At 60.1% G+C, this 18385-nt stretch carries 16 protein-coding genes and 1 tRNA gene; 10 read left to right on the top strand and 7 right to left on the bottom strand.

Annotated elements, in window-relative coordinates:
- Window positions 1-47: 47 nt before the first annotated feature.
- Complete coding sequence (locus tag J2046_RS02215; RefSeq protein ID WP_210048862.1) at window positions 48-3872, bottom strand: ATP-binding protein; 3825 nt, start codon at window positions 3870-3872, stop codon at window positions 48-50.
- A gap of 236 nt (window positions 3873-4108) precedes the next feature.
- On the opposite strand from J2046_RS02215, the gene J2046_RS02220 reads away from it, so the two are divergent.
- The 3 genes from J2046_RS02220 (at window position 4109) to J2046_RS02230 (ending at window position 5236) form a co-directional block, all read left to right on the top strand.
- Window positions 4109-4555, top strand: a complete 447-nt coding sequence (locus tag J2046_RS02220) for a phasin (protein ID WP_210048870.1) — start codon at window positions 4109-4111, stop codon at window positions 4553-4555.
- Between the two features lie 126 nt (window positions 4556-4681).
- A tRNA-His gene (locus J2046_RS02225) sits at window positions 4682-4758 on the top strand.
- A gap of 232 nt (window positions 4759-4990) precedes the next feature.
- Window positions 4991-5236: a helix-turn-helix domain-containing protein gene (locus J2046_RS02230; RefSeq protein ID WP_210048872.1), complete on the top strand. Its 246-nt coding sequence runs from the start codon at window positions 4991-4993 to the stop codon at window positions 5234-5236.
- A gap of 99 nt (window positions 5237-5335) precedes the next feature.
- Here the strand turns inward: J2046_RS02230 and J2046_RS02235 are convergent, their stop codons facing one another.
- Window positions 5336-6217, bottom strand: a complete 882-nt coding sequence (locus J2046_RS02235; protein ID WP_210048874.1) for a LysR family transcriptional regulator — start codon at window positions 6215-6217, stop codon at window positions 5336-5338.
- A 66-nt stretch (window positions 6218-6283) separates the two neighbouring features.
- On the bottom strand, window positions 6284-6718 hold the full coding sequence (locus tag J2046_RS02240; RefSeq protein WP_210048876.1) for an Rrf2 family transcriptional regulator: 435 nt from the start codon (window positions 6716-6718) through the stop codon (window positions 6284-6286).
- A gap of 128 nt (window positions 6719-6846) precedes the next feature.
- On the opposite strand from J2046_RS02240, the gene J2046_RS02245 reads away from it, so the two are divergent.
- The 3 genes from J2046_RS02245 to J2046_RS34105 all read left to right on the top strand — a co-directional run bounded on the left by J2046_RS02245 (window position 6847) and on the right by J2046_RS34105 (window position 9594).
- Entirely contained in the window at window positions 6847-7743 is an 897-nt protein-coding gene (locus J2046_RS02245) for an NAD(P)/FAD-dependent oxidoreductase (RefSeq protein WP_210049729.1), read from the top strand.
- Window positions 7744-7853: 110 nt separating this feature from the next.
- A complete protein-coding gene (locus tag J2046_RS02250) occupies window positions 7854-9350 on the top strand; it encodes a CoA-acylating methylmalonate-semialdehyde dehydrogenase (RefSeq protein WP_210048883.1) in 1497 nt (498 codons plus the stop codon).
- A gap of 118 nt (window positions 9351-9468) precedes the next feature.
- The gene (locus J2046_RS34105; RefSeq protein WP_267950823.1) at window positions 9469-9594 is read left to right on the top strand and encodes a hypothetical protein; all 126 of its coding nucleotides are present in this window, start codon (window positions 9469-9471) and stop codon (window positions 9592-9594) included.
- 116 nt (window positions 9595-9710) lie between these two features.
- Here J2046_RS34105 and J2046_RS02255 read toward each other — a convergent pair whose 3' ends face one another.
- On the bottom strand, window positions 9711-10757 hold the full coding sequence (locus J2046_RS02255; RefSeq protein ID WP_233469469.1) for a Fe(3+) ABC transporter substrate-binding protein: 1047 nt from the start codon (window positions 10755-10757) through the stop codon (window positions 9711-9713).
- 174 nt (window positions 10758-10931) lie between these two features.
- Here J2046_RS02255 and rirA point away from each other — a divergent pair, with 174 nt between their 5' ends.
- The 4 genes from rirA (at window position 10932) to J2046_RS02275 (ending at window position 14083) form a co-directional block, all read left to right on the top strand.
- On the top strand, window positions 10932-11402 hold the full coding sequence (gene rirA / locus J2046_RS02260; RefSeq protein ID WP_037158592.1) for an iron-responsive transcriptional regulator RirA: 471 nt from the start codon (window positions 10932-10934) through the stop codon (window positions 11400-11402).
- A gap of 155 nt (window positions 11403-11557) precedes the next feature.
- Entirely contained in the window at window positions 11558-12589 is a 1032-nt protein-coding gene (locus tag J2046_RS02265; protein ID WP_210048885.1) for an AbrB family transcriptional regulator, read from the top strand.
- A gap of 93 nt (window positions 12590-12682) precedes the next feature.
- On the top strand, window positions 12683-13201 hold the full coding sequence (locus tag J2046_RS02270; RefSeq protein ID WP_210048888.1) for a gluconokinase: 519 nt from the start codon (window positions 12683-12685) through the stop codon (window positions 13199-13201).
- A gap of 225 nt (window positions 13202-13426) precedes the next feature.
- On the top strand, window positions 13427-14083 hold the full coding sequence (locus J2046_RS02275; protein WP_210048891.1) for a TetR/AcrR family transcriptional regulator: 657 nt from the start codon (window positions 13427-13429) through the stop codon (window positions 14081-14083).
- 9 nt (window positions 14084-14092) lie between these two features.
- Here the strand turns inward: J2046_RS02275 and J2046_RS02280 are convergent, their stop codons facing one another.
- From J2046_RS02280 to J2046_RS02290, 3 genes are read right to left on the bottom strand one after another with little or no spacing between them, the layout of a single operon-like run.
- On the bottom strand, window positions 14093-15391 hold the full coding sequence (locus tag J2046_RS02280) for an NAD(P)/FAD-dependent oxidoreductase (RefSeq protein WP_210048899.1): 1299 nt from the start codon (window positions 15389-15391) through the stop codon (window positions 14093-14095).
- A gap of 1 nt (window position 15392) precedes the next feature.
- The gene (locus J2046_RS02285; RefSeq protein WP_210048901.1) at window positions 15393-16751 is read right to left on the bottom strand and encodes a glutamine synthetase family protein; all 1359 of its coding nucleotides are present in this window, start codon (window positions 16749-16751) and stop codon (window positions 15393-15395) included.
- A 33-nt stretch (window positions 16752-16784) separates the two neighbouring features.
- A complete protein-coding gene (locus J2046_RS02290) occupies window positions 16785-18032 on the bottom strand; it encodes an NAD(P)/FAD-dependent oxidoreductase (protein ID WP_210048903.1) in 1248 nt (415 codons plus the stop codon).
- Window positions 18033-18385 lie beyond the last annotated feature (353 nt).

Genomic DNA, 18385 nt, shown 5'->3' on the forward strand with positions numbered 1-18385 from the left:
TGCAAACTCTACTCCTCTTTATAGGAGGAGTGCTAAAGCGCGCCGGCTCAGTTCGCAAGCACCCTTGGCGAGGGGAAGCTGATTTCCACCAGCGTGCCTTCGTTCGGCGCGGACGTGATCGCAAAGGCGGCCCGGTTCGCATCCACCATCGCCTTGGTGAGCGGCAGGCCAAGCCCGGTGCCGTCGCCACGCCTGCGGGAACTGCCTGCCACTTGCCGGAACGGCTTCATGGCAAGCTCGAGTTCCGAGCGGGTCATGCCGATACCCGTGTCGCGGATGCGCAGTACCACGTTGCCGTTCGGCTCGTAGGCCGTCGAGACGACGATCTGCCCCCCCGAAGGCGTGAAGCGGATGGCGTTCGACAGGATGTTGAGCACGATCTGCTTGATCGAGCGAAGATCGGCGACGACAGGTGGCACGGCATGCGACAGCGCGGTGCGGATGATCACCCGCTGGCTGTTTGCCTGCGGTTGCACCAGCGAGACGGCTTCCGAAACAGTCTCGTTGAGGCCGACGGAGACGAAATCGAGTTCCATCTCGCCCGCCTCGATCTTGGAAATATCGAGCAGGTCGTTGACGATGTCGAGTACATGCCGGCCCGAGCGGCCGATGTCGTTGGCATATTCGACGTAGCGCGGGTGGCCGATCGGCCCGAAGCGCTCGGTCGCCATCATGTCGGCGAAGCCGATGATCGCGTTGAGCGGCGTACGGATCTCATGGCTTACATGGGCGAGGAACTCGCTCTTGTGGGCATTCGCCGTTTCGGCGGCCCGCTTGGCGGTGCGCAATTCGTCTTCCGTGCGTTTCCACTGGGTGATGTCGCGGATGACGGCGCAGTAGCCGTTGGAGGAGGTGAGCTTGCCGATCGTCATGAAGAGCGGCAGGAACCCGCCCGATGCCTCGCGGCCGATCACTTCCCGGCCGTCGTTCAGCACGCTTGCGACACCGTGGCCCGAAAGCCCGCTGAGGTAATCCAGAATGGCCCGTTGGCTTTCATGTGCGAAGAGCGTGACGAAGGGTTTGCCGTTGATTTCTTCATTGTCGTAGTTGAAGAGCGCGCTCGCCGCCCTGTTCAGGGAACGGATATCGCCTTCCGCACCGATGATCACGACACCATCGGTCGCCGTTTCCAGGATGGCGCGCAGTTCCTCCACTTCGACCTGGAGCCTTGCCAGTTGGTCGGCGGGTCGCAGGGGCCGAATCGGGATGACCTCGCTCGCTTCGCCGCTCTCGGATATTGTCGAACTTTCGGCGGAGACTGGCATCAGGGCCAGCATAAGTGCGGTTGTGTCGTCAAAGCGGACGGACTGCAGGCGGGCCGTCACGGGTACGATGACGTCGTCGGCCCGCACGACGACCATGCCGCCAGCCTCCGTCGTCTTGCCTTCCAAATCCTGGCGCTGCAGGAGCGCATCAAGGCCGCCGACCTCCACCAGTGCATCGATAGACGCATAGCCAGTGAGCCGTAGGAATTCCGGATTGCCGTGGATCAGCCGGTCGCCGCTATGTATCAGAAGCGCCACCGGCATCTGGTCGATAATCTCGGCGGAAAAACTGATCCTTTCCCGCACCGGGATCATCCGGTTCAGGATCTCGCGGTCGGAAAACTCCGGTTGCAGGGCAGCCGGCTCTTCGGCAGCCGTCTCACTGTCCTCGGCTGGCCCGTCCGGAATATCGGCCAAAGCCTCGTTCGCTGCCTCCGCGAAAGCCGCCGCCTCGGCGTCGGAAATTTCTTCTTCGAGAGCGGCCCGCTCTTCCGATGCGTCCTGCGCCTCGATCAGGCTTTCCAGCGAAGTATCGTCAACCGCTTCGGGAGCTGTAAGGTTGGAGCCTTCGCCCTGCGGCGTTTTGGCTCCCTTCGCAACCGGTTCGATCCGCTCCACGGCGGGCGTTTCCGGTTCAGCCGGAGTTTTGGACGTTTCCTCGTCGCGTCGGCCGACGAAATCGTCAAGCTGGCGGGCAATCTCGCGAAATGCCGCCTGCTCGCCGGGCGTCAGTCCATCGCGGCGGTTGGAGCGCCGCTCTTCGAGCTGGATCACCTTGTCGGAATGGCGGCGGCCAGGATTTTCCACGATCTTCAGCGCAGGGCGTTCCCCCTCCGGCCAGTCGAGTGCAGAGGAAGCCTGCCCGCCAGTCGCGGGCGTTTGAGCCTCCTCCGATGGCCGATCCGAAGAGCGCTCTTCGGCGCCGTTTTCTTCCTCAGGCTGTAGGGTGATCTCCTCCGCCTGCAATTCAGGCGCTTCCTGCAAAGTCTCAATCGGTTCTGCGGTCGTATCTGTCTCCGGCCCGACGGCATCCTCCGGTACGGTGCGGGTCAGCGTGAGGCCGATTGCGTTCGGGTCCTCGGTCGCGTCGCCGATCCGAACGATGCCGAAACCCCGGAAACCGTCGAACTCGCGGGTGCGCGTATAAGTCGGCAAGGCGGCAAGATCGACCGGCACCATGAGCGATGTTCCCTCGACCGGCCACCAGATGGTCTTGCCGGACCAGGTATCGCGCTTGTTGAGCAGCTCTGCGATCTTTCCGTCCGGATCGAGATGGAAGAGCGCGGCGAGATCGGTAAAGGCCATGCCGTTGATATCAGCCGCATGCGGGCCGACCGCATCAGCGAATTCGCTCGAAACCTCGCTGAACCGGCCTTCCGCATCGATCTTCCAGACAAAACGGGTGGCGCGGCCGTCGCGGTGGAAGGCGAAGGCCGACGGTTCGGGTGCATGAGTGCGGATCACAGGCGTTCTCGATGCGGACACGGCATCGATTGCCTCTGCGGGTGCAGGCTGTTCGACCGCAACGACCTCTGTAGTCTCCGTGTCCGGAACGAGTTCCTCCGTCGGTTCCACCATGTCTGCCGTTCCATCGGCGGATGCAGTGGATAAGGTCTCGTCGGTCGTCTCCTGGGCGGCCTGTATCACGGGCTCCTGATGGGCAGGCGCCGGCTGAGAGGCTTGCAGATCTCCACCGGTTTCCAGCGAGATTTCCTCTTCCGGTTCCTCTGGGTCTTCGATCTCGGAAACGGCGGCAATCGCTTCCTCATAGGCATCGATTGGCACTGCCTCAACCGTGAAATCATCGTTCTGCTCGACGGCGACGGAAGGAGCAAGTTCCTCGGGGGCGGCAGGATCAGTCATGCTTTCCGTAGCTGCATCAACGGCCGGGATAGCCGGTGCCGCCTCTCTCGGCTCATAGCCGGTTTCTGTCGCGGATCGGCCATGCGCGGTCTCGACGGTGAAGAGGAGGTGCAGAGCCGGCTTGTCGGAGAGTTTACCGATGGCGGCCGGCAAATAGCCCTTCACGGTGGGGATCGGCCGCTTGACGAGACGGCCGGGATCGCTGCCTGCCATGATGGTCAGCATCCTTGCTGTCTGGGTTGTGACGCCGAGACCAGCAAACTCGGCGGATGCGGCAAGGACGTCACCATTCTCGTCGATGACCGCGATATGGGTGTCGGGGTCGTCGAAGCCCTCGATCATGCGGGCGGCGCAGGACAGCGGTGACAGTTGCCCCTTTTCCAACGGCGCGCTGAACAAGACCGCCGTTTCGCCCTGGACCTGGATAAGCTCGCAGACGGCCTGTACTGGAACGCGTTGGAAGCCTGAGGGGACACGGATGGTGAAATGACGGATATCGCCGACCATGCCAAGCTGCCGCGCCGCCACTTCCGTCTGGCGGAAGGCGATGTCGACGCGGTTCGGGCCTTGGTCGAGGAAGTCGTAGATGGAGTCGAAGCCGAAAAGATCGGCACCCCGACCATTGGCCCAGAGCGGGCTCTTCATGTCGGGGGAGAACAGCACGATCGCTTCGCCCGCCGCAAAGCGATCGCGCACGCGTTCATGCACGGCAATATCAATGAACGGGTATTGAACTGCGGACATGAGCGAAACCTATAGGGCGTTTGTGACCGTATTTCTGCGGAATTTAACAGATTGTTAATAACCCCCCGCCGCATTCGGGTCGAGAGCGGCGATACCCAAACCTGCGATAGGGTTAATTTCGGAAATTGTTAATTGTGCAGCGCACAATGATATTGCAATGCACAATGGCATCGGCTATATAAGAGGCATGAGAGCTTCGGTTCTGCCGAAGAAAACGCCAACGAGGACCTGAAACGATGGCATACAAGACCGACGACATCTTTTCTTTCTCCGCTTTCGATCCGGCTAGGCTGACTGAAGGCTTACGTGAATTTGCTGAAAAGGGCGCCACCCAGTCTCGCGAAGCTTATGCTAAGATGAAGACGGCTGCCGAGGAAGCCACCAAAACGGTGGAAACCACATTGCAGTCGGCCCAGGCAGGCTCTGTCGAACTTGGCCTCAAGGCCATCGACGTAATGCGCACCAATGCCGACATGTCGCTCTCGCATATGGAAGCGCTGCTTGGCGTGAAGTCCGTTTCCGAATTGATCGAACTGCAGACAGCTTACATCCGCAAGCAGGCTGAAGTCACCGTCGAGCAGGCCAAGTCCCTGCAGGACGCCACCCGCAAACTCGCCGAAGACGTTGCGAAGCCGGGCAAGGACGCTGCCGAAAAGGTCATGGCAACCTTCAAGGCTGCTTGATGTTCGAATTGGTTTTTCAAGAAGAGGCCGGAGCCCACTCCGGCCTCTTCTATTTGCGGAAGGGGGCTTGCAAAAAGAACTCGATGGCCGTATGTGACCCGCAATACCGCTTCGGCGGCTTCTTGTGCGGTTGTAGCTCAGTTGGTTAGAGCGCAGGTTTGTGGCACCTGAGGTCGGTGGTTCAACTCCACCCAACCGTACCATTTTTATCTTTATACCCGTTGTGAATTTGGCGCTTTTTCTCTCGTCGCCATCTTTTAAGCCAAAATCGAACACATTTTTGTGCAGTGCAGTATAAGATCTTGTCAAGATCGCCAGCATGCCTATCTATGCGCCAGCGGGTGCCTAAATTTTTGGACACTTGCGTCTTGGGCAGCCGCCCCCTTCACCTGCCCGGTTTATCCGGCAGGTCTTTCCAGAAGGAGAGTCACCAGCATGACGATTTCTATCAATAATTTCGCCTCCGCGAACGGAACCCAGCTTTCTCCTCAGCATATTGCCGCCGCCGTTGCCGAAGCGCGCCGTGCCGTGGGCTACAGTATCGAGGAACTCGCCATTACGACCGGTCTCATCGGTGACGAGATCGTCCGCATCGAGAACGGCATGGATGCCGATCCGGCCAAGTTGAGGCGCATCGCGGCAGCCCTGCAGGTTCCTGTTTCCAAATTTCTGCCTGTCTGATTTTCAGGTTTTCCGGCCGCGTCGGCGGCCGGCCCCCTTTTGCCGCAGCGGCTCCCGGTGACGGCGGGCCTGCCCCATAGGCATTCCTCTGCTTCCCGGTCACACGAAAATAGACCTTTCCTTGTCCACCAGTTCCCTCAGAAACGCCACGACGGTGCGCAGCCGCATCAAATCGCGCGTCGTTTCGTGGTAGGTGGTCCAGTAGGATCGCCGGATGACGATCTCCGGCAGCACGCGGATCAGTTCCGGATACTGCCGCGCCACGTAATCGTGCAGGATGCCGATACCGGCGCCGGAACGCACTGCTTCCGTCTGGCCAATGGCGCTTGATATCTCGAAACCAGCATCCCAGTCGCGCATCACCTCACCGGTGAAATTAAGTGAGGGTGAAAAAATCAGATCCTCGACATAGCCGATGCGCGGATGGCCTTTGAGATCCTCGACGTTATGAGGCATGCCTGCCTGGTCGAGATAGGCGTTTGAGGCGTAGAGCCCGAGCGTGTAGTCGGTAAGTTTGGATGAGACGAGTCGTCCCTGTTCGGGGCGCTCGATGGTGATTGCGATATCCGCCTCGCGCTGGGAAAGCGAAAAGGACCGTGGCACCGGCACGAGTTGCAGTTTCAGTTCCGGATGCCGGCGCGTAAGCCGCCCCAGCCGTGAAGCGAGGAAGGAGACGCCGAAACCGTCCGGGGCGCCGATCCTCACCGTCCCGGCAATCGCCGTGTCGATCCGACCGGTCGAAGCCTGGGCGGCCAGCATTTCGGTCTCCATCCGCTCGGCGGCGCGGAAGAAGATCTCGCCCTCGGCCGTCAATTCGCAGCCGTTCGTGCGGCGGACGAGGAGCCGCGTGCGGAGGTCTTCCTCCAGTGCAGTCACCCGGCGCCCGAGCGTCGCATGGTTGATGCCGAGCCGGCGCGAGGCGGCCAGAATTTGGCCACTACGCGCTACCGCCAGGAACATACGCACATCATCCCAGTTCAAATCGGCCTCCGGATGTCGAATTTTGCACAACTGTTTTAGCAGCAGCCGGAAGGAGGGCAAGCTGGATCAGCGTGCGAGAGCCGCCACCTTTGTCTCGAAGTCGTCGGCGATCTGTGAGAGCCTGATGGTTGCAAAGCGGCTGAGAAGCAGTTCCTCCGCCTCGCGGCGGGTCTTGTCCAGGGCGTCGTTGACGGCGATCTCCACCAGGCACTCGGCATGGTCCGAGGAGGGCACGAGGCAGAACAATTCCGGCCGGTCGAGCGCCTCGTAGACGTCAAGCAGGGTAATCTTGTCCAAGGGGCGGGCGAGCGTCCAGCCGCCGCCATGGCCCTTTTCGGACTGCACGTAGCCCCGTTCACGCAAGCCCGCCATCGTCCGGCGCACCACGACCGGATTGGTGTTCAGCATGCGGCCGATCATTTCGGATGTCATCGGGCCGCCACCCCGTTCCAGATGAATCAGCACGTGCAGCATGCGCGATAATCGGCTGTCGCCTCTCATTTTCCGTCCTTTCGAGCGTCGCCTGCTTTTCTACGTGAATATCGATCTCGCAACAAGTTTTGTTACATGTCTTGCGTCAATGGAAGAATCGTAACATAAAAAGATACATGAAATCGAAAGGGACCGTCATGGATTTTGATGTGATTGTTATCGGCGGCAGTTTTGCCGGCCTGTCGGCTGCCATGCAACTCGTGCGTGCTCGCCGCAGGATGCTTTTGATCGACGCGGGCAAGCCGCGAAACCGTTTCGCCGAGGCCTCGCATGGTTTTCTCGGGCAGGACGGGGCTCCACCAGCGGCAATCCGGCAGACCGCGCTCATGCAATTGCGACGGTATCCGGCCTTTAGCGAGATTACCGGCGTGGCAAGGGCAGCGGAGCGGAGTACCGGCGGCTTCCGGGTGACGCTGGAAGACGGCCGGACATATCGCGCTCGCCGCCTGATCCTTGCCATCGGCGTTGAGGATATCCTGCCGGAAGTTGACGGTCTCACCTCGCTCTGGGGCAGGTATGTCTTGCATTGCCCCTATTGCCATGGCTACGAGATCGGCGGCGGGCCGATTGGCCTCCTGGCATCCTCGGTGCTCGCCCAGCATCAGGCGATGCTGCTTCCCGACTGGGGCGAGACGACCGTATTCGTCGAGCCGGGCGTGGAGTTTTCCGCCGATGATCTCCGGGCGATCGAAGGTCGAGGAGCGAAACTGGAGCACTCGAAACTGGTTCGGCTCGTCTCCGAAGGCGGGGCGCTGAAAGCTGCCGAGCTTGCCGATGGCCGCTCTGTTCCGGTCAAGGCGCTGTTCGTGCAGACCCGAGTGACGCCTGCCTCGCCGCTCGCCGAGATGCTCGGGGCGGCGATGGAGGAGGGGCCGCAGGGGCCATATATCCGCACCGACGAATGGGGTGCGACCAGCATCGACGGATTGTTTGCGGCGGGGGATGCCGCAAGCCCGATGCACAACGGGACGCTGGCCAGCGCAGCGGGTGTCCGGGCCGGCGTCAATGCGCATCGGTCGCTGGTTGTGGAGTGAAACTGACCGCCATGATGTCGAAATTTGCACAACGGATGCGTGAACTACGGCGTTGCCTTGTGTAATTCCGGGGGTATCCTCCAAGGTCAGAACAGATCGGAGGAACCACCATGCGTGAGATCGGACATTTCATCGGCGGCGAGCGTGTCGCCGGTACCAGCGGCCGTACGGCCGATGTGTTCAACCCGGCGACCGGCGAGGTCCAGGCCAAGGTCGCGCTGGCCGATGTTTCGGAAATCCGCGCGGCGGTCGAGAACGCCAAGGCGGCGCAAGTCAAATGGGCAGCCACCAATCCGCAGCGCCGCGCCCGCGTCTTCTTCAAGTTCGTCGATTTGCTGAACCAGCATATGGATGAGCTTGCGACGCTTCTTTCGAGCGAACACGGCAAGACGGTCGAGGATTCCAAGGGCGATATCGTCCGTGGTCTGGAAGTCTGCGAATTTGTCTGCGGCATTCCGCATCTGCAGAAGGGTGAGTTCACTGAGGGCGCGGGTCCGCAGATCGACATGTATTCCATGCGCCAGCCGGTCGGCGTCGGCGCCGGCATCACGCCGTTCAACTTCCCGGCCATGATCCCGATGTGGATGTTCGCGCCGGCGATCGCCTGTGGTAATGCCTTCATTCTGAAGCCTTCCGAACGCGATCCGTCCGTGCCGCTGCGGCTTGCCGAACTGATGATCGAGGCGGGCCTGCCTGCCGGCGTCCTCAACGTCGTCAACGGCGATAAGGCCGCCGTCGACGCGATCCTGACCGACCCGGATATCGGTGCGGTCTCCTTCGTCGGCTCCACCCCGATCGCCCGTTACGTCTATGGCACGGCGGCGATGAACGGCAAGCGCGCCCAGTGCTTCGGCGGCGCCAAGAACCATATGATCATCATGCCCGATGCCGATATGGACCAGGCCGTCAACGCGCTGATGGGTGCGGGCTACGGTTCGGCCGGCGAGCGCTGCATGGCGATCTCGGTTGCCGTTCCGGTCGGTGAAGAAACCGCAAACCGCCTCGTTGAGAAGCTGACTCCGAAGATCGAGTCGCTGCGCATCGGCCCCTATACCGATGAGAAGGCCGACATGGGGCCGCTGGTCACGAAGGAGGCCTATGCCCGTGTCAACAGCCTGATTGGCAAGGGCGTCGAAGAAGGTGCCAAGCTGGTGGTCGATGGCCGCGGCTTCAAGCTGCAGGGTTATGAAAACGGCTTCTTCGTCGGCGGTACGCTGTTTGACAACGTCACCCCCGAGATGGAGATCTACAAGACCGAAATCTTCGGCCCCGTCCTCTCGGTCGTACGCGCCCACAGCTATGAGGAAGCGCTGTCGCTGCCGATGAAGCACGAATATGGCAACGGCGTTGCGATCTACACCCGCGACGGCGATGCCGCCCGCGATTTCGCAAGCCGTATCAACATCGGCATGATCGGCATCAATGTGCCGATTCCGGTACCGCTCGCCTATCATTCTTTCGGCGGCTGGAAGGCCTCGAGCTTCGGCGATCTGAACCAGCACGGCACGGATTCGATCAAGTTCTGGACCAGGACCAAGACGATCACGGCGCGCTGGCCATCCGGCATCAAGGACGGTGCGGAGTTCGTGATGCCGGTGATGAAGTAGGCGAGGCGGGTATTGCAGTTTCCTCCTATGCGGGCTCCTTCGGGAGCCCGTTTGCGTTCCACCGTTGACGTTTAATTTCTCTGTCCTAATTTAGCGTTCGGCTGGGACGGGGAGTGCCATGGTTTACGAGTGGGATGAGAAGCGCGCCCGGCGCGCCTACTGGATCAGAAAAGGTTTTGGTTTCCTGATCCTTGCATGCGTCACCGCAATTCCGGTGTGGGTAGCGGCCACGCTGATCCGGTAAATATGCAGTTACTCCAAACCGGCGTCACGCTACGAAAAAGCCGGCGCTGTGATAGCGCCGGCCGTAAGGTTCACGGTAAATCGGCCACCCGACGGCTTCCGGGTGCGAGGCGTTCCTCAGGTTTCCGGACCTTCATTGAAGCCGACCTTGTCGACCAGTTCCGAAGCCTTCTTGCGGTTGCCGGCGATGTCGGAGAGCGGCAGCGTGTCGGGCTTGATCGGCCCCCAGGCTTTGACGACATCGGAAGGCTCTGCGTCCGGCATGACCGGATATTCGTAGACCTGCTCGGCATAGATCTTCTGCGCGTCGCCGGAAGCCAGGAATTCCATCAGCTTGAGCGCATTGTCCTTGTTCGGCGCATTCTTGGCGAGTGCCATGCCGGAAATGTTTACATGGGTTCCGCGATCGGCAGCATTGGGAAAGAGGATCTTGATAGCAGCAGCCCAATCCTTCTGCTCCGGTTCCTTCTCGTTGGTCTGCATCAGGCCGACATAGTAGGTGTTGCCGAGTGCAATGTCGCATTCGCCCGCCAGGATGGCTTTGGCCTGGTCACGGTCACCGCCGCTTGGCTTGTGAGCGAGGTTGTTCTTGAGATCGGTCAGCCACTTCTCGGTATAATCCTCGCCATGAGCGGCGATCATCGAGGCAAAGAGGCCGATATTGTAGGAATGCTGGCCGTCGCGGATGCAGATCTTGCCCTTCCACTTCGGATCGGCAAGCTCTTCATAGGTGATGGCATCCTCCGAAACACGTTCCTTGGAGGCGTAGACGACGCGGCCACGGGTTGTCAGGCCAAACCATTCGCCCTGTGGATCGCGGAAGTTCGCCGGCACGTCCTTGTTGATGGTGTCGTTGTTCGTCACCGGCTGGGTGACGCCGCCGTCCTTCGCTTCCATGAGTCGCGCGATATCGACCGTCATGATCACGTCGGCCGGAGAATTGGCGCCTTCCGCCTGAACGCGTTCGACAAGGCCCTTGTCGAGGAAGAGAACATTGGTCTTGATTCCGGTCTCTTTGGTGAAGGCGTCCAGTACCGGTTTGATCAGGTCCGGCTGCCGGTAGGAATAGATGTTGACTTCACCGTCAGCCAATGCGGTCGTCGCTGCTGCCAGCGAAGACATACCTAAGAGTGCAGAAAGCCGAATGATCGGAAAAATGGACATCGAAAATCCTCCTTGGGTTGCTTTTATGTTGATGGACAAATTCATGATTTGAATTCGGCGTCAATGGTCACGCCCTCAGGAAGGCGGAAAACTTGATCACAAATTTCTATTTTGGAATTGTTCAAAACTAGCTAAGCCTCTATATAGGGTTGGTACGACACTCGGGAGACCAGCATGCGTTTGACCAAACAGACTAATTACGCAGTGCGGATGCTGATGTATTGCGCTGCCAATGAAGGCCATCTGAGCCGCATTCCCGAGATTGCCAGGGCCTATGGAGTTTCGGAACTGTTCCTCTTCAAGATCCTCCAGCCACTCACCAAGGCCGGTCTGGTGGAGACTGTACGGGGCCGCAACGGCGGCGTGAGGCTTGGCCGCAGCGCTGATCGCATAACGCTTTTCGATGTCGTGAAGGTCACGGAAGATAGTTTCGCGATGGCGGAATGCTTCGAGGATGGCGTCGCGGAATGCCCGCTTGTCGATAGCTGCGGACTGAATTCGGCTCTCCGAAAGGCGCTCAACGCTTTCTTCGACGTGCTTGCGGAATACACGATCGATGATCTCGTCAAGGCGCGTCCGCAGATCAATTTCCTGCTCGGTCTTGACAATCTGCACATGCCAAAGCTGGCCGCACCGGCCGCCTGATCCAGGCAAGATCAATTCTTGAGGCGCCGTCTCCTAGAGCGGCGCCTTTTGATTTGGGCTCTCCCGAGGTTGACCTTCTTCGCAATTGCAATAGAAGAAGCGAGGCGTTTGACCCTCTTTGCCTTCTTTCCTGTGGCGCCTTCAGGATTTTCGGAATGTCGTTTTCGGAACTGCGCGCATCTGCGCTGACTGCGCTGATCGGAACCGCCGGCGCATTGGTCGCGATTGCCGTCGCCTTTCCGGCTCCCTATCTGATCGGGCCTGCTGTCGCCATCACCGTTGCCGGACTTGCCGGTTTGCGGCTGACGGTACCGGCTGAGGTCCGCAATGTCTGTTTTGTCATTATCGGCGTGTCGATGGGCGCCAGCGTGACACCCGAGGTGATTGTCGCGGCCCGCACCTGGCCGGCGAGTTTCGTCATGGTCCCGGTTGCGGTCGTCATCCTGCTTTACGTCAGTAGCTGGATGCTGCAGAGATTCTTCCGCTATGATCGAGTTACAGCGCTTCTGGCGTCCTCTCCGGGTCATCTGAGCTATGTGCTGAGCCTCGCGGCCGAAACCCATTGCGACCTGCGGACTGTCAGCATTGCTCAGAGCGTACGGGTGTTGGCGTTGACGATCACTACCCCACTGATTGTGGAAATCTTCGGTCTTGTCGGCGCCGAGCCTGCCCTGCCGCCCCATGTCATGAGTGTGCCCGTCCTCATTGCGACGCTTGCGGTGTCGGCTCTTCTCGGAATGCTTTTCCTGCGCTGGAGATTGCCGGCGGCGCTGCTTCTCGGTGGCGTGGCGGTTTCGATCAGTACGCATATAACGGGGTTTGTCAGTGGCGGTGTACCGAACTGGCTGTTGATTCCTACCTATGTCATCCTCGGTTCGGTCATCGGCACGCGCTTCTGTGGCGTGTCGGTCGGCGAGCTGCGCGTTGCGTTCGTGGCCGGCGGTGTCGTGACGGTCGTGGTGACCGTGCTGGCCGCGGCAATCGCCGGTGGCGTTTCCTATCTCACCGGCGTGCCGCTAGATGCTGCCTTGATCGCTTTCGCACCTGGCGGGCTGGAAACCATGGCGGCCATGGCGGTAATGCTGCACGCGGACCCGACCTATGTCGGTGCTCACCATGTCCTGCGGTTGATGTTCCTCTCGGTGCTGATGCCTCTGGTACTCGGCAAGGAGGCCCGGCAGCGCTGAGAGTGCGGAATTCGCACGCCAGGGGCTTGTGACGTATCGGCAAAGCCGGATATCCGTTATTGATCCTGAAATATGAGAAGAGTGCATCAATCCATGAGCTTGAAAGAACCGACAGCCATCGTGGTCATGGGCGTCAGCGGATCGGGAAAGACTTCGGTCGGCGAACTGCTCGCCAAGCGGCTTGATTGCACCTTCGTGGAGGGGGATCGGCTGCATCCCGCAGCGAACGTCGCGAAAATGGCTGAGGGCATTCCGCTCACCGATGATGACCGGTGGCCCTGGCTCGATCTGGTCGGCAAGGAACTTGCCGAAGCACGAAGCCGCAGTGAAAGTGTCGTGGCCACATGTTCGTCGCTGAAGAGGGCCTATCGGGACCGGTTGAGGCAGGCGAGTGGCGGCTCTCTCTGTTTCGTTTTCCTCACTGGCGATCCGAAGGTGCTCGAAGAGCGGATGGGCGCCCGCACGGGCCATTTCATGCCTGCGTCGCTGCTTCAGAGCCAGCTTGCGACTTTGGAAAGCCCGAAAGGGGAGCCGGGAGTGGTGACGGTTGATATCGATGCAAGTCTGGACGCCATCGTCGACAAGGCTTTGGACCAACTCGCAAAGATATGATGCGCGTCAATAATGCGATTCATGATCACATTTTCTCGACTCCATGTCTTGGGCGTCAGCAGGGAAGTATTCTTAAAAAAATTTAGTGGCTTATGATCCGAAGCTCTTCGGCCGCCGTATGAAGAAACACTTTTTGTGTCTATGCAATTTCATGAGGACCGCGGAAAATTGCCGGGGTCTCCGTGAACGCATCGAGTGGCAGGTGTTTGAGGAGACGGTTTGCGGATGCCAGATTCGACGCAAGGGCCGAGGCGGGGCTCCCTTCGCCGGATACCGAAGCAGGAAAGAAGTCGTGAGCGTATAGATGAAATATTGAAGGTATCCATGGAACTGATCGGCCGGAAAGGCATCGATTCAGTGACCATGAAGGAAATCGCCGCTCTTTCCGGCGGGCCGATCGCGTCGGTCTATCAATATTTTCCGAACAAATCCGCCATCATTGTGATGCTCTACGAGCGTTATGTCGAGGAAGTGCGTTCGTTCGCGGTTGAGCAGATCGAAAAGATCGCCACGGCGGAAGACGCCTTGGATGCGACGGAGAGCCTCTTCGATCTCTATTACTATAAGATCCGTCGAGAACCGTCGACCCAGGACCTTCTGAACGCCATCCAGGCGGACAAGGCTCTTGGCAATCCGGATATAACGGAAACACGCCTTCAGGTGGAAGCCTTCTACAAGGCGACGGAGCAATTCGTGAGCGAAGCTCTTCGGGAGAACTATTCGCGCGCGCTGCTCGTGATGTTCCACATGGCCGGTGCGACGCTCCGTCTGGCTCTCTCGGTGCCGGACGGCGAGGCAAGGCAGATCATGACGCAGTTCAAGTCCATCATTCGCACCCAAACGACCTACTATTTCACCGGGAGCTTTCCCGCCACCGCCTGATCTTTCCGATTAAAAACCAAACCGGTCACGAAGCCCGTACCACCATGCGCCGAGCACGGTAAGCGGCACGCGGAACGTCCGGCCGCCGGGGAAGGGCAGGTTGGGCAGCGATGCCCATATATCGAAACGTTCCGCATGCCCTGCAACCGCCTCGCCGAGGATTTTGCCCAGGAGATGCGTGGTCGTGACGCCATGGCCGCTATCGCCGTGCGAGAAGTAAATCTTGTCGGAAAGCCGGCCCATATGTGGGATACGCGTTAGCGTCAGGGCGAAATTGCCGCTCCAGGCATAGTCGATCTTTACGTCCGCCAACTGCGGGAAGGTCTTCAGCATGTTGGGACGGATGACGCCGGTCAGGTCCTTCGGGTCATGGCCGCCGTAGCCGATGCCGCCGCCATACAGCAGCCTGTTGTCCGAGGTCCGGCGGTAGTAATCGAGAATATAATTTGCGTCTTCGACACAGTAGTTGGCCGGCAGCAGGCGCTCGATCAGCGTCGGTTCGAGCGGCTCGGTCGCCATGACCTGGCTGGAGACCGGCATCATCCGGCCACTGATTTCCGGAAACTGGGGTGCCAGATAGGCATTGCCGCAGACGAGCACGTAGGACGCCCTGACCGAGCCCCTGTCAGTTCGAACTATCGGCTTTTCGCCCGTGTCGACGCCGGTCACCCGCGAGCCTTCGAAAATGCGCCCGTGAAGGGATTCGACCGCCGCCGCCTCGCCGAGCACGAGGTTGAGCGGATGGATATGGCCGCCGAACCTGTCGATCATGCCGCCGGCATAACGCTCGGTCTTCACGTATTTGCCGACATCTGCCTTCGAGACCATTTCGAGCCCGGTATGGCCGTGCTCTTCCCAATGCGCCTTGTGGGCTTCCATTTCCCGGATCTGTTTTTCCGTGAAGGCGGCAAAAAAGCCGCCATGCACGAGATCGCAGTCGATACCGTATGTGGTGACGCGTCCGCGTATGATCTCGCCGCCTTCAAGCGACATCTCGCCAAGCTTCACGGCTTTGTCGCGGCCGTAGCGTGCGGCGATGGTTTCGAGGTCGCGGCTGTAGCCGTTGACGATCTGACCGCCATTGCGTCCGGAGGCGCCGAAGCCGATGCGTTCGGCCTCCAGGACAACCACGGAATATCCGCGTTCGGCAAGTTCGAGTGCCGCCGAGATGCCGGTGAAGCCGGCGCCAATCACGCAGACGTCAGCCTCCACCTCGCCTTCGAGGGGAGGGCGGATGCGCCTGTCTTTCGCGGATGCGGCATACCAGGAATCCGTGTGCCGAGGGTTGTCGCTCGTCTTGAAGGTCATCTCACACCGTCCGGATATAGGCGTCGTATTCCACGTCGGTAACGCGCAGCGCAAATTCCGAAATTTCTTGTTGCTTGCAGGCTGTGTAGAGCGCTCGGTATTTCGGCCCGAGCGTTGCATAGGCGAAAGTCGAGCGGGAGAATTGCTGGAGCGCATAGTCCCAATTGGTCGGCAGCGGCTCGTGGCTGATCGCATGCTTGTCGCCGGTAATCGCGCCGCCGGGATTGCGCTTTTCCTTGATGCCGGAAAGCGCTGCATTGAGGATCATCGCCAGCACCAGATAGGGGTTCGTATCCGCTCCCGCGACGCGATGTTCGATGCGGGTTGCGGGCTTCGAGGCGGTGATGACGCGCACCGCCGCCGATCGGTTGTCGAAACCCCAGGAGGCGTAGGTCGGCGCGTGCTCGCTTGGCCTGAGCCTGCGATAGGAATTGGCATGCGGGGCGAAGATCGCCATGCTCTCGCCCATGTTCTCCAACAGCCCCCCGACGGAATGGAGCAGCATTTCCGATGGCCCGTCCTCATCGACATAGACGTTGCGGCCTGTTTCGTCGATCAGCGAAAAATGCACGTGCATGCCGCTGCCCGCCTGGGTGCCGTAGGGCTTGGCCATGAAGGTGGCATCGAGATCGTTCGCACGCGCCACGCCCTTGACGATACGCTTCAGCAGAACGGCGTAATCGGCGGCTTTCAGCGCATCCGGCACGTGGTTGAGGTTGATCTCGTATTGGCCGGGACCGTTTTCACGCAGTGTAGTATCGGCGGGGATGCCTTGCGCGCGGGCAGCGCCTGCAATTCCGTGGAAGACCTCTTCGAAATCCTGCAGTTCGGAGATCGAGAGAACTTGTGTCTGCCCCGTGTGCCAGCGGCCTTCGCGCGAATTGGGCGGGCGCACCGGATCGAGCGCCGAGCGTACCGGGTCGATCAGATAGAATTCGAGTTCGGTTGCAACGACCGGCGTCAGCCCAAGCCTGGAAAATCCCGTGAGCACATTGGCCAATACCTGGCGTGGGTCGCCGTAAAATCCGCTGCCATCCGACTCCCGCATGCCGAGCAGCACCTGTGCCGTCGGTCGCTGGAGCCAGGTGACACGCGAAAGTGTCCCGGGGGTTGGAAAGCAGATGCCGTCCGGATCGCCCGTACCTTCGGCTAGTCCGGCGGCGTTCACGTCGCGGCCCCAGACATCGAGCGCATAGACCGAGCGCGGCATCGCCATGCCCTTGGCCAGCACATCCAGCGCGCGCTCGCGCGGAATCCACTTTCCGCGCGGCACGCCATTCACGTCGACGACGAAGGCCTCGAGAACCTCGATGTCCGGATTGCTCTCGAAAAAGATCTGGGCGGTGCTGATATCATCCATACGATATCAGATAGCCCACTCTCTTGAGCAGGGCTAGGCGTTGAAACGCTCCGGGCGATAGGCTGAAATGTCGATCAGCGTCTTCTCGCCTGTAATTGCTTCGGCGATGACCCGCCCCGTCACCGGCCCGAGAGTGAGGCCGTGATGTGCGTGTCCGAAGGCGAACCATAGGCCCTCGTGTCGCGGCGCCTTGCCGATCACCGGCATCATGTCCGGCGTGCAGGGGCGGGCGCCCATCCACGGTTCCTTGTCGAGGCGCTCGCCAAGCGGGAAGACAGTGCGGGCGACCGCTTCGGCACGTTCCACCTGGACCGGCGTTTTCGGTGCGTCGCGTCGAGCAAATTCCGCTCCCGTCGTCAGCCTTATGCCCTGGTTCATGGGAGCCAGGAAATAGCCGCGCTCGGCATCCATGGTCCAGCCGTTGAGCTTGGCATTGCCCTTTGTGCCATAGTGCATGTGATAGCCGCGCTTGACGCCCACCAGGAAATTGTAGCCGAGCGGCTTGGTGACGGTGTCCGACCAAGGCCCGAGCGCCACGACAACGTCCTTCGCTTCAACGGTTCCGTCTCCGGCAACGACGCGCCAGCCGGTCGCTGTCTTCGACAGGCTCTTCGCGTCACCCTTCAGCACCCGTCCGCCGAGCTTTTCGAAGAGCGCCACATAGGCGCGCGTCAGCGCAAGCGGATCTCTGACCGACCAGGGATCTTCCCATTTCAGCCCGCCGACGAAATCGTTCGAAAGGTTGGGTTCTTGGGCCGCGATCTCGGAAGGCGACAGCTCACTGAATGCCACGCCGTATTCGGCCTTAAGCCGTTCTGCTTCCCTGATCTCCCCATCATGTTTCGCGCGGGTTCGGAAAACTTCCGTCCAGCCGTTCTTGGCGATCAGGTCCTGTGCCCCCGCTTCCTCGATCAATTCGTTATGGGTCGAGATCGAATGTTCGATCAGGGGCGCATAAGCCCGCGCAATGAGCTGATGCCGCGTCAGGTTGGAGTGCCACCAGTATTTTGCCAGGAAGGACGAGACGGACGGCAGCGCGCTCCAGTGGTAATGCGCATCGATGCGATTGTTCAATGCATAGCGCAGGATCAGGCCGAACTGCTGCGGGAAGCCGTAAGGCACGACACCCTCGCGCTGGATGAGACCGGCATTGCCGTAAGAGGTTTCCAGGCCCGGTTCCTTCCGGTCGACGAGCACCACCGATTTACCGCGCCGCGCCAATTGCAATGCCGTTGAAACGCCGATGATGCCGGCCCCCAGCACGATCGCATCCGCTGTCATGATCTGATTTCCATTCCCATTCTTTTATAGTTCGAAGATTTCGAACATGCCGCCCTCGATGTTGCAGCGCAAATGAAAAATCAACAAGGCTCCTATGAGGTAAAATTCCTATAGGATTTTTATTTCTTTCCCCTGCCGGCGCTCTCGAACCTATATGCGATCGCGCCGCATATTGTCGTAGGTGTCATCGTTCAAGAACATGTCCGGGTCGAAAAGCGCGAGGCGCCGTTTTCCGGTCTCGCCTACGGCTCCGAACCCGGATGGTGTCAACCACGTGTGTTCGCGCTCAGTTTGGCGCTTGACGAGGCTCTCCCATAAACTGAAATGGTTGTGGCCACTTGAGGGAGGGCCGC

The organism is Neorhizobium petrolearium (assembly GCF_017873175.1).
Lineage (GTDB): Bacteria > Pseudomonadota > Alphaproteobacteria > Rhizobiales > Rhizobiaceae > Neorhizobium > Neorhizobium petrolearium.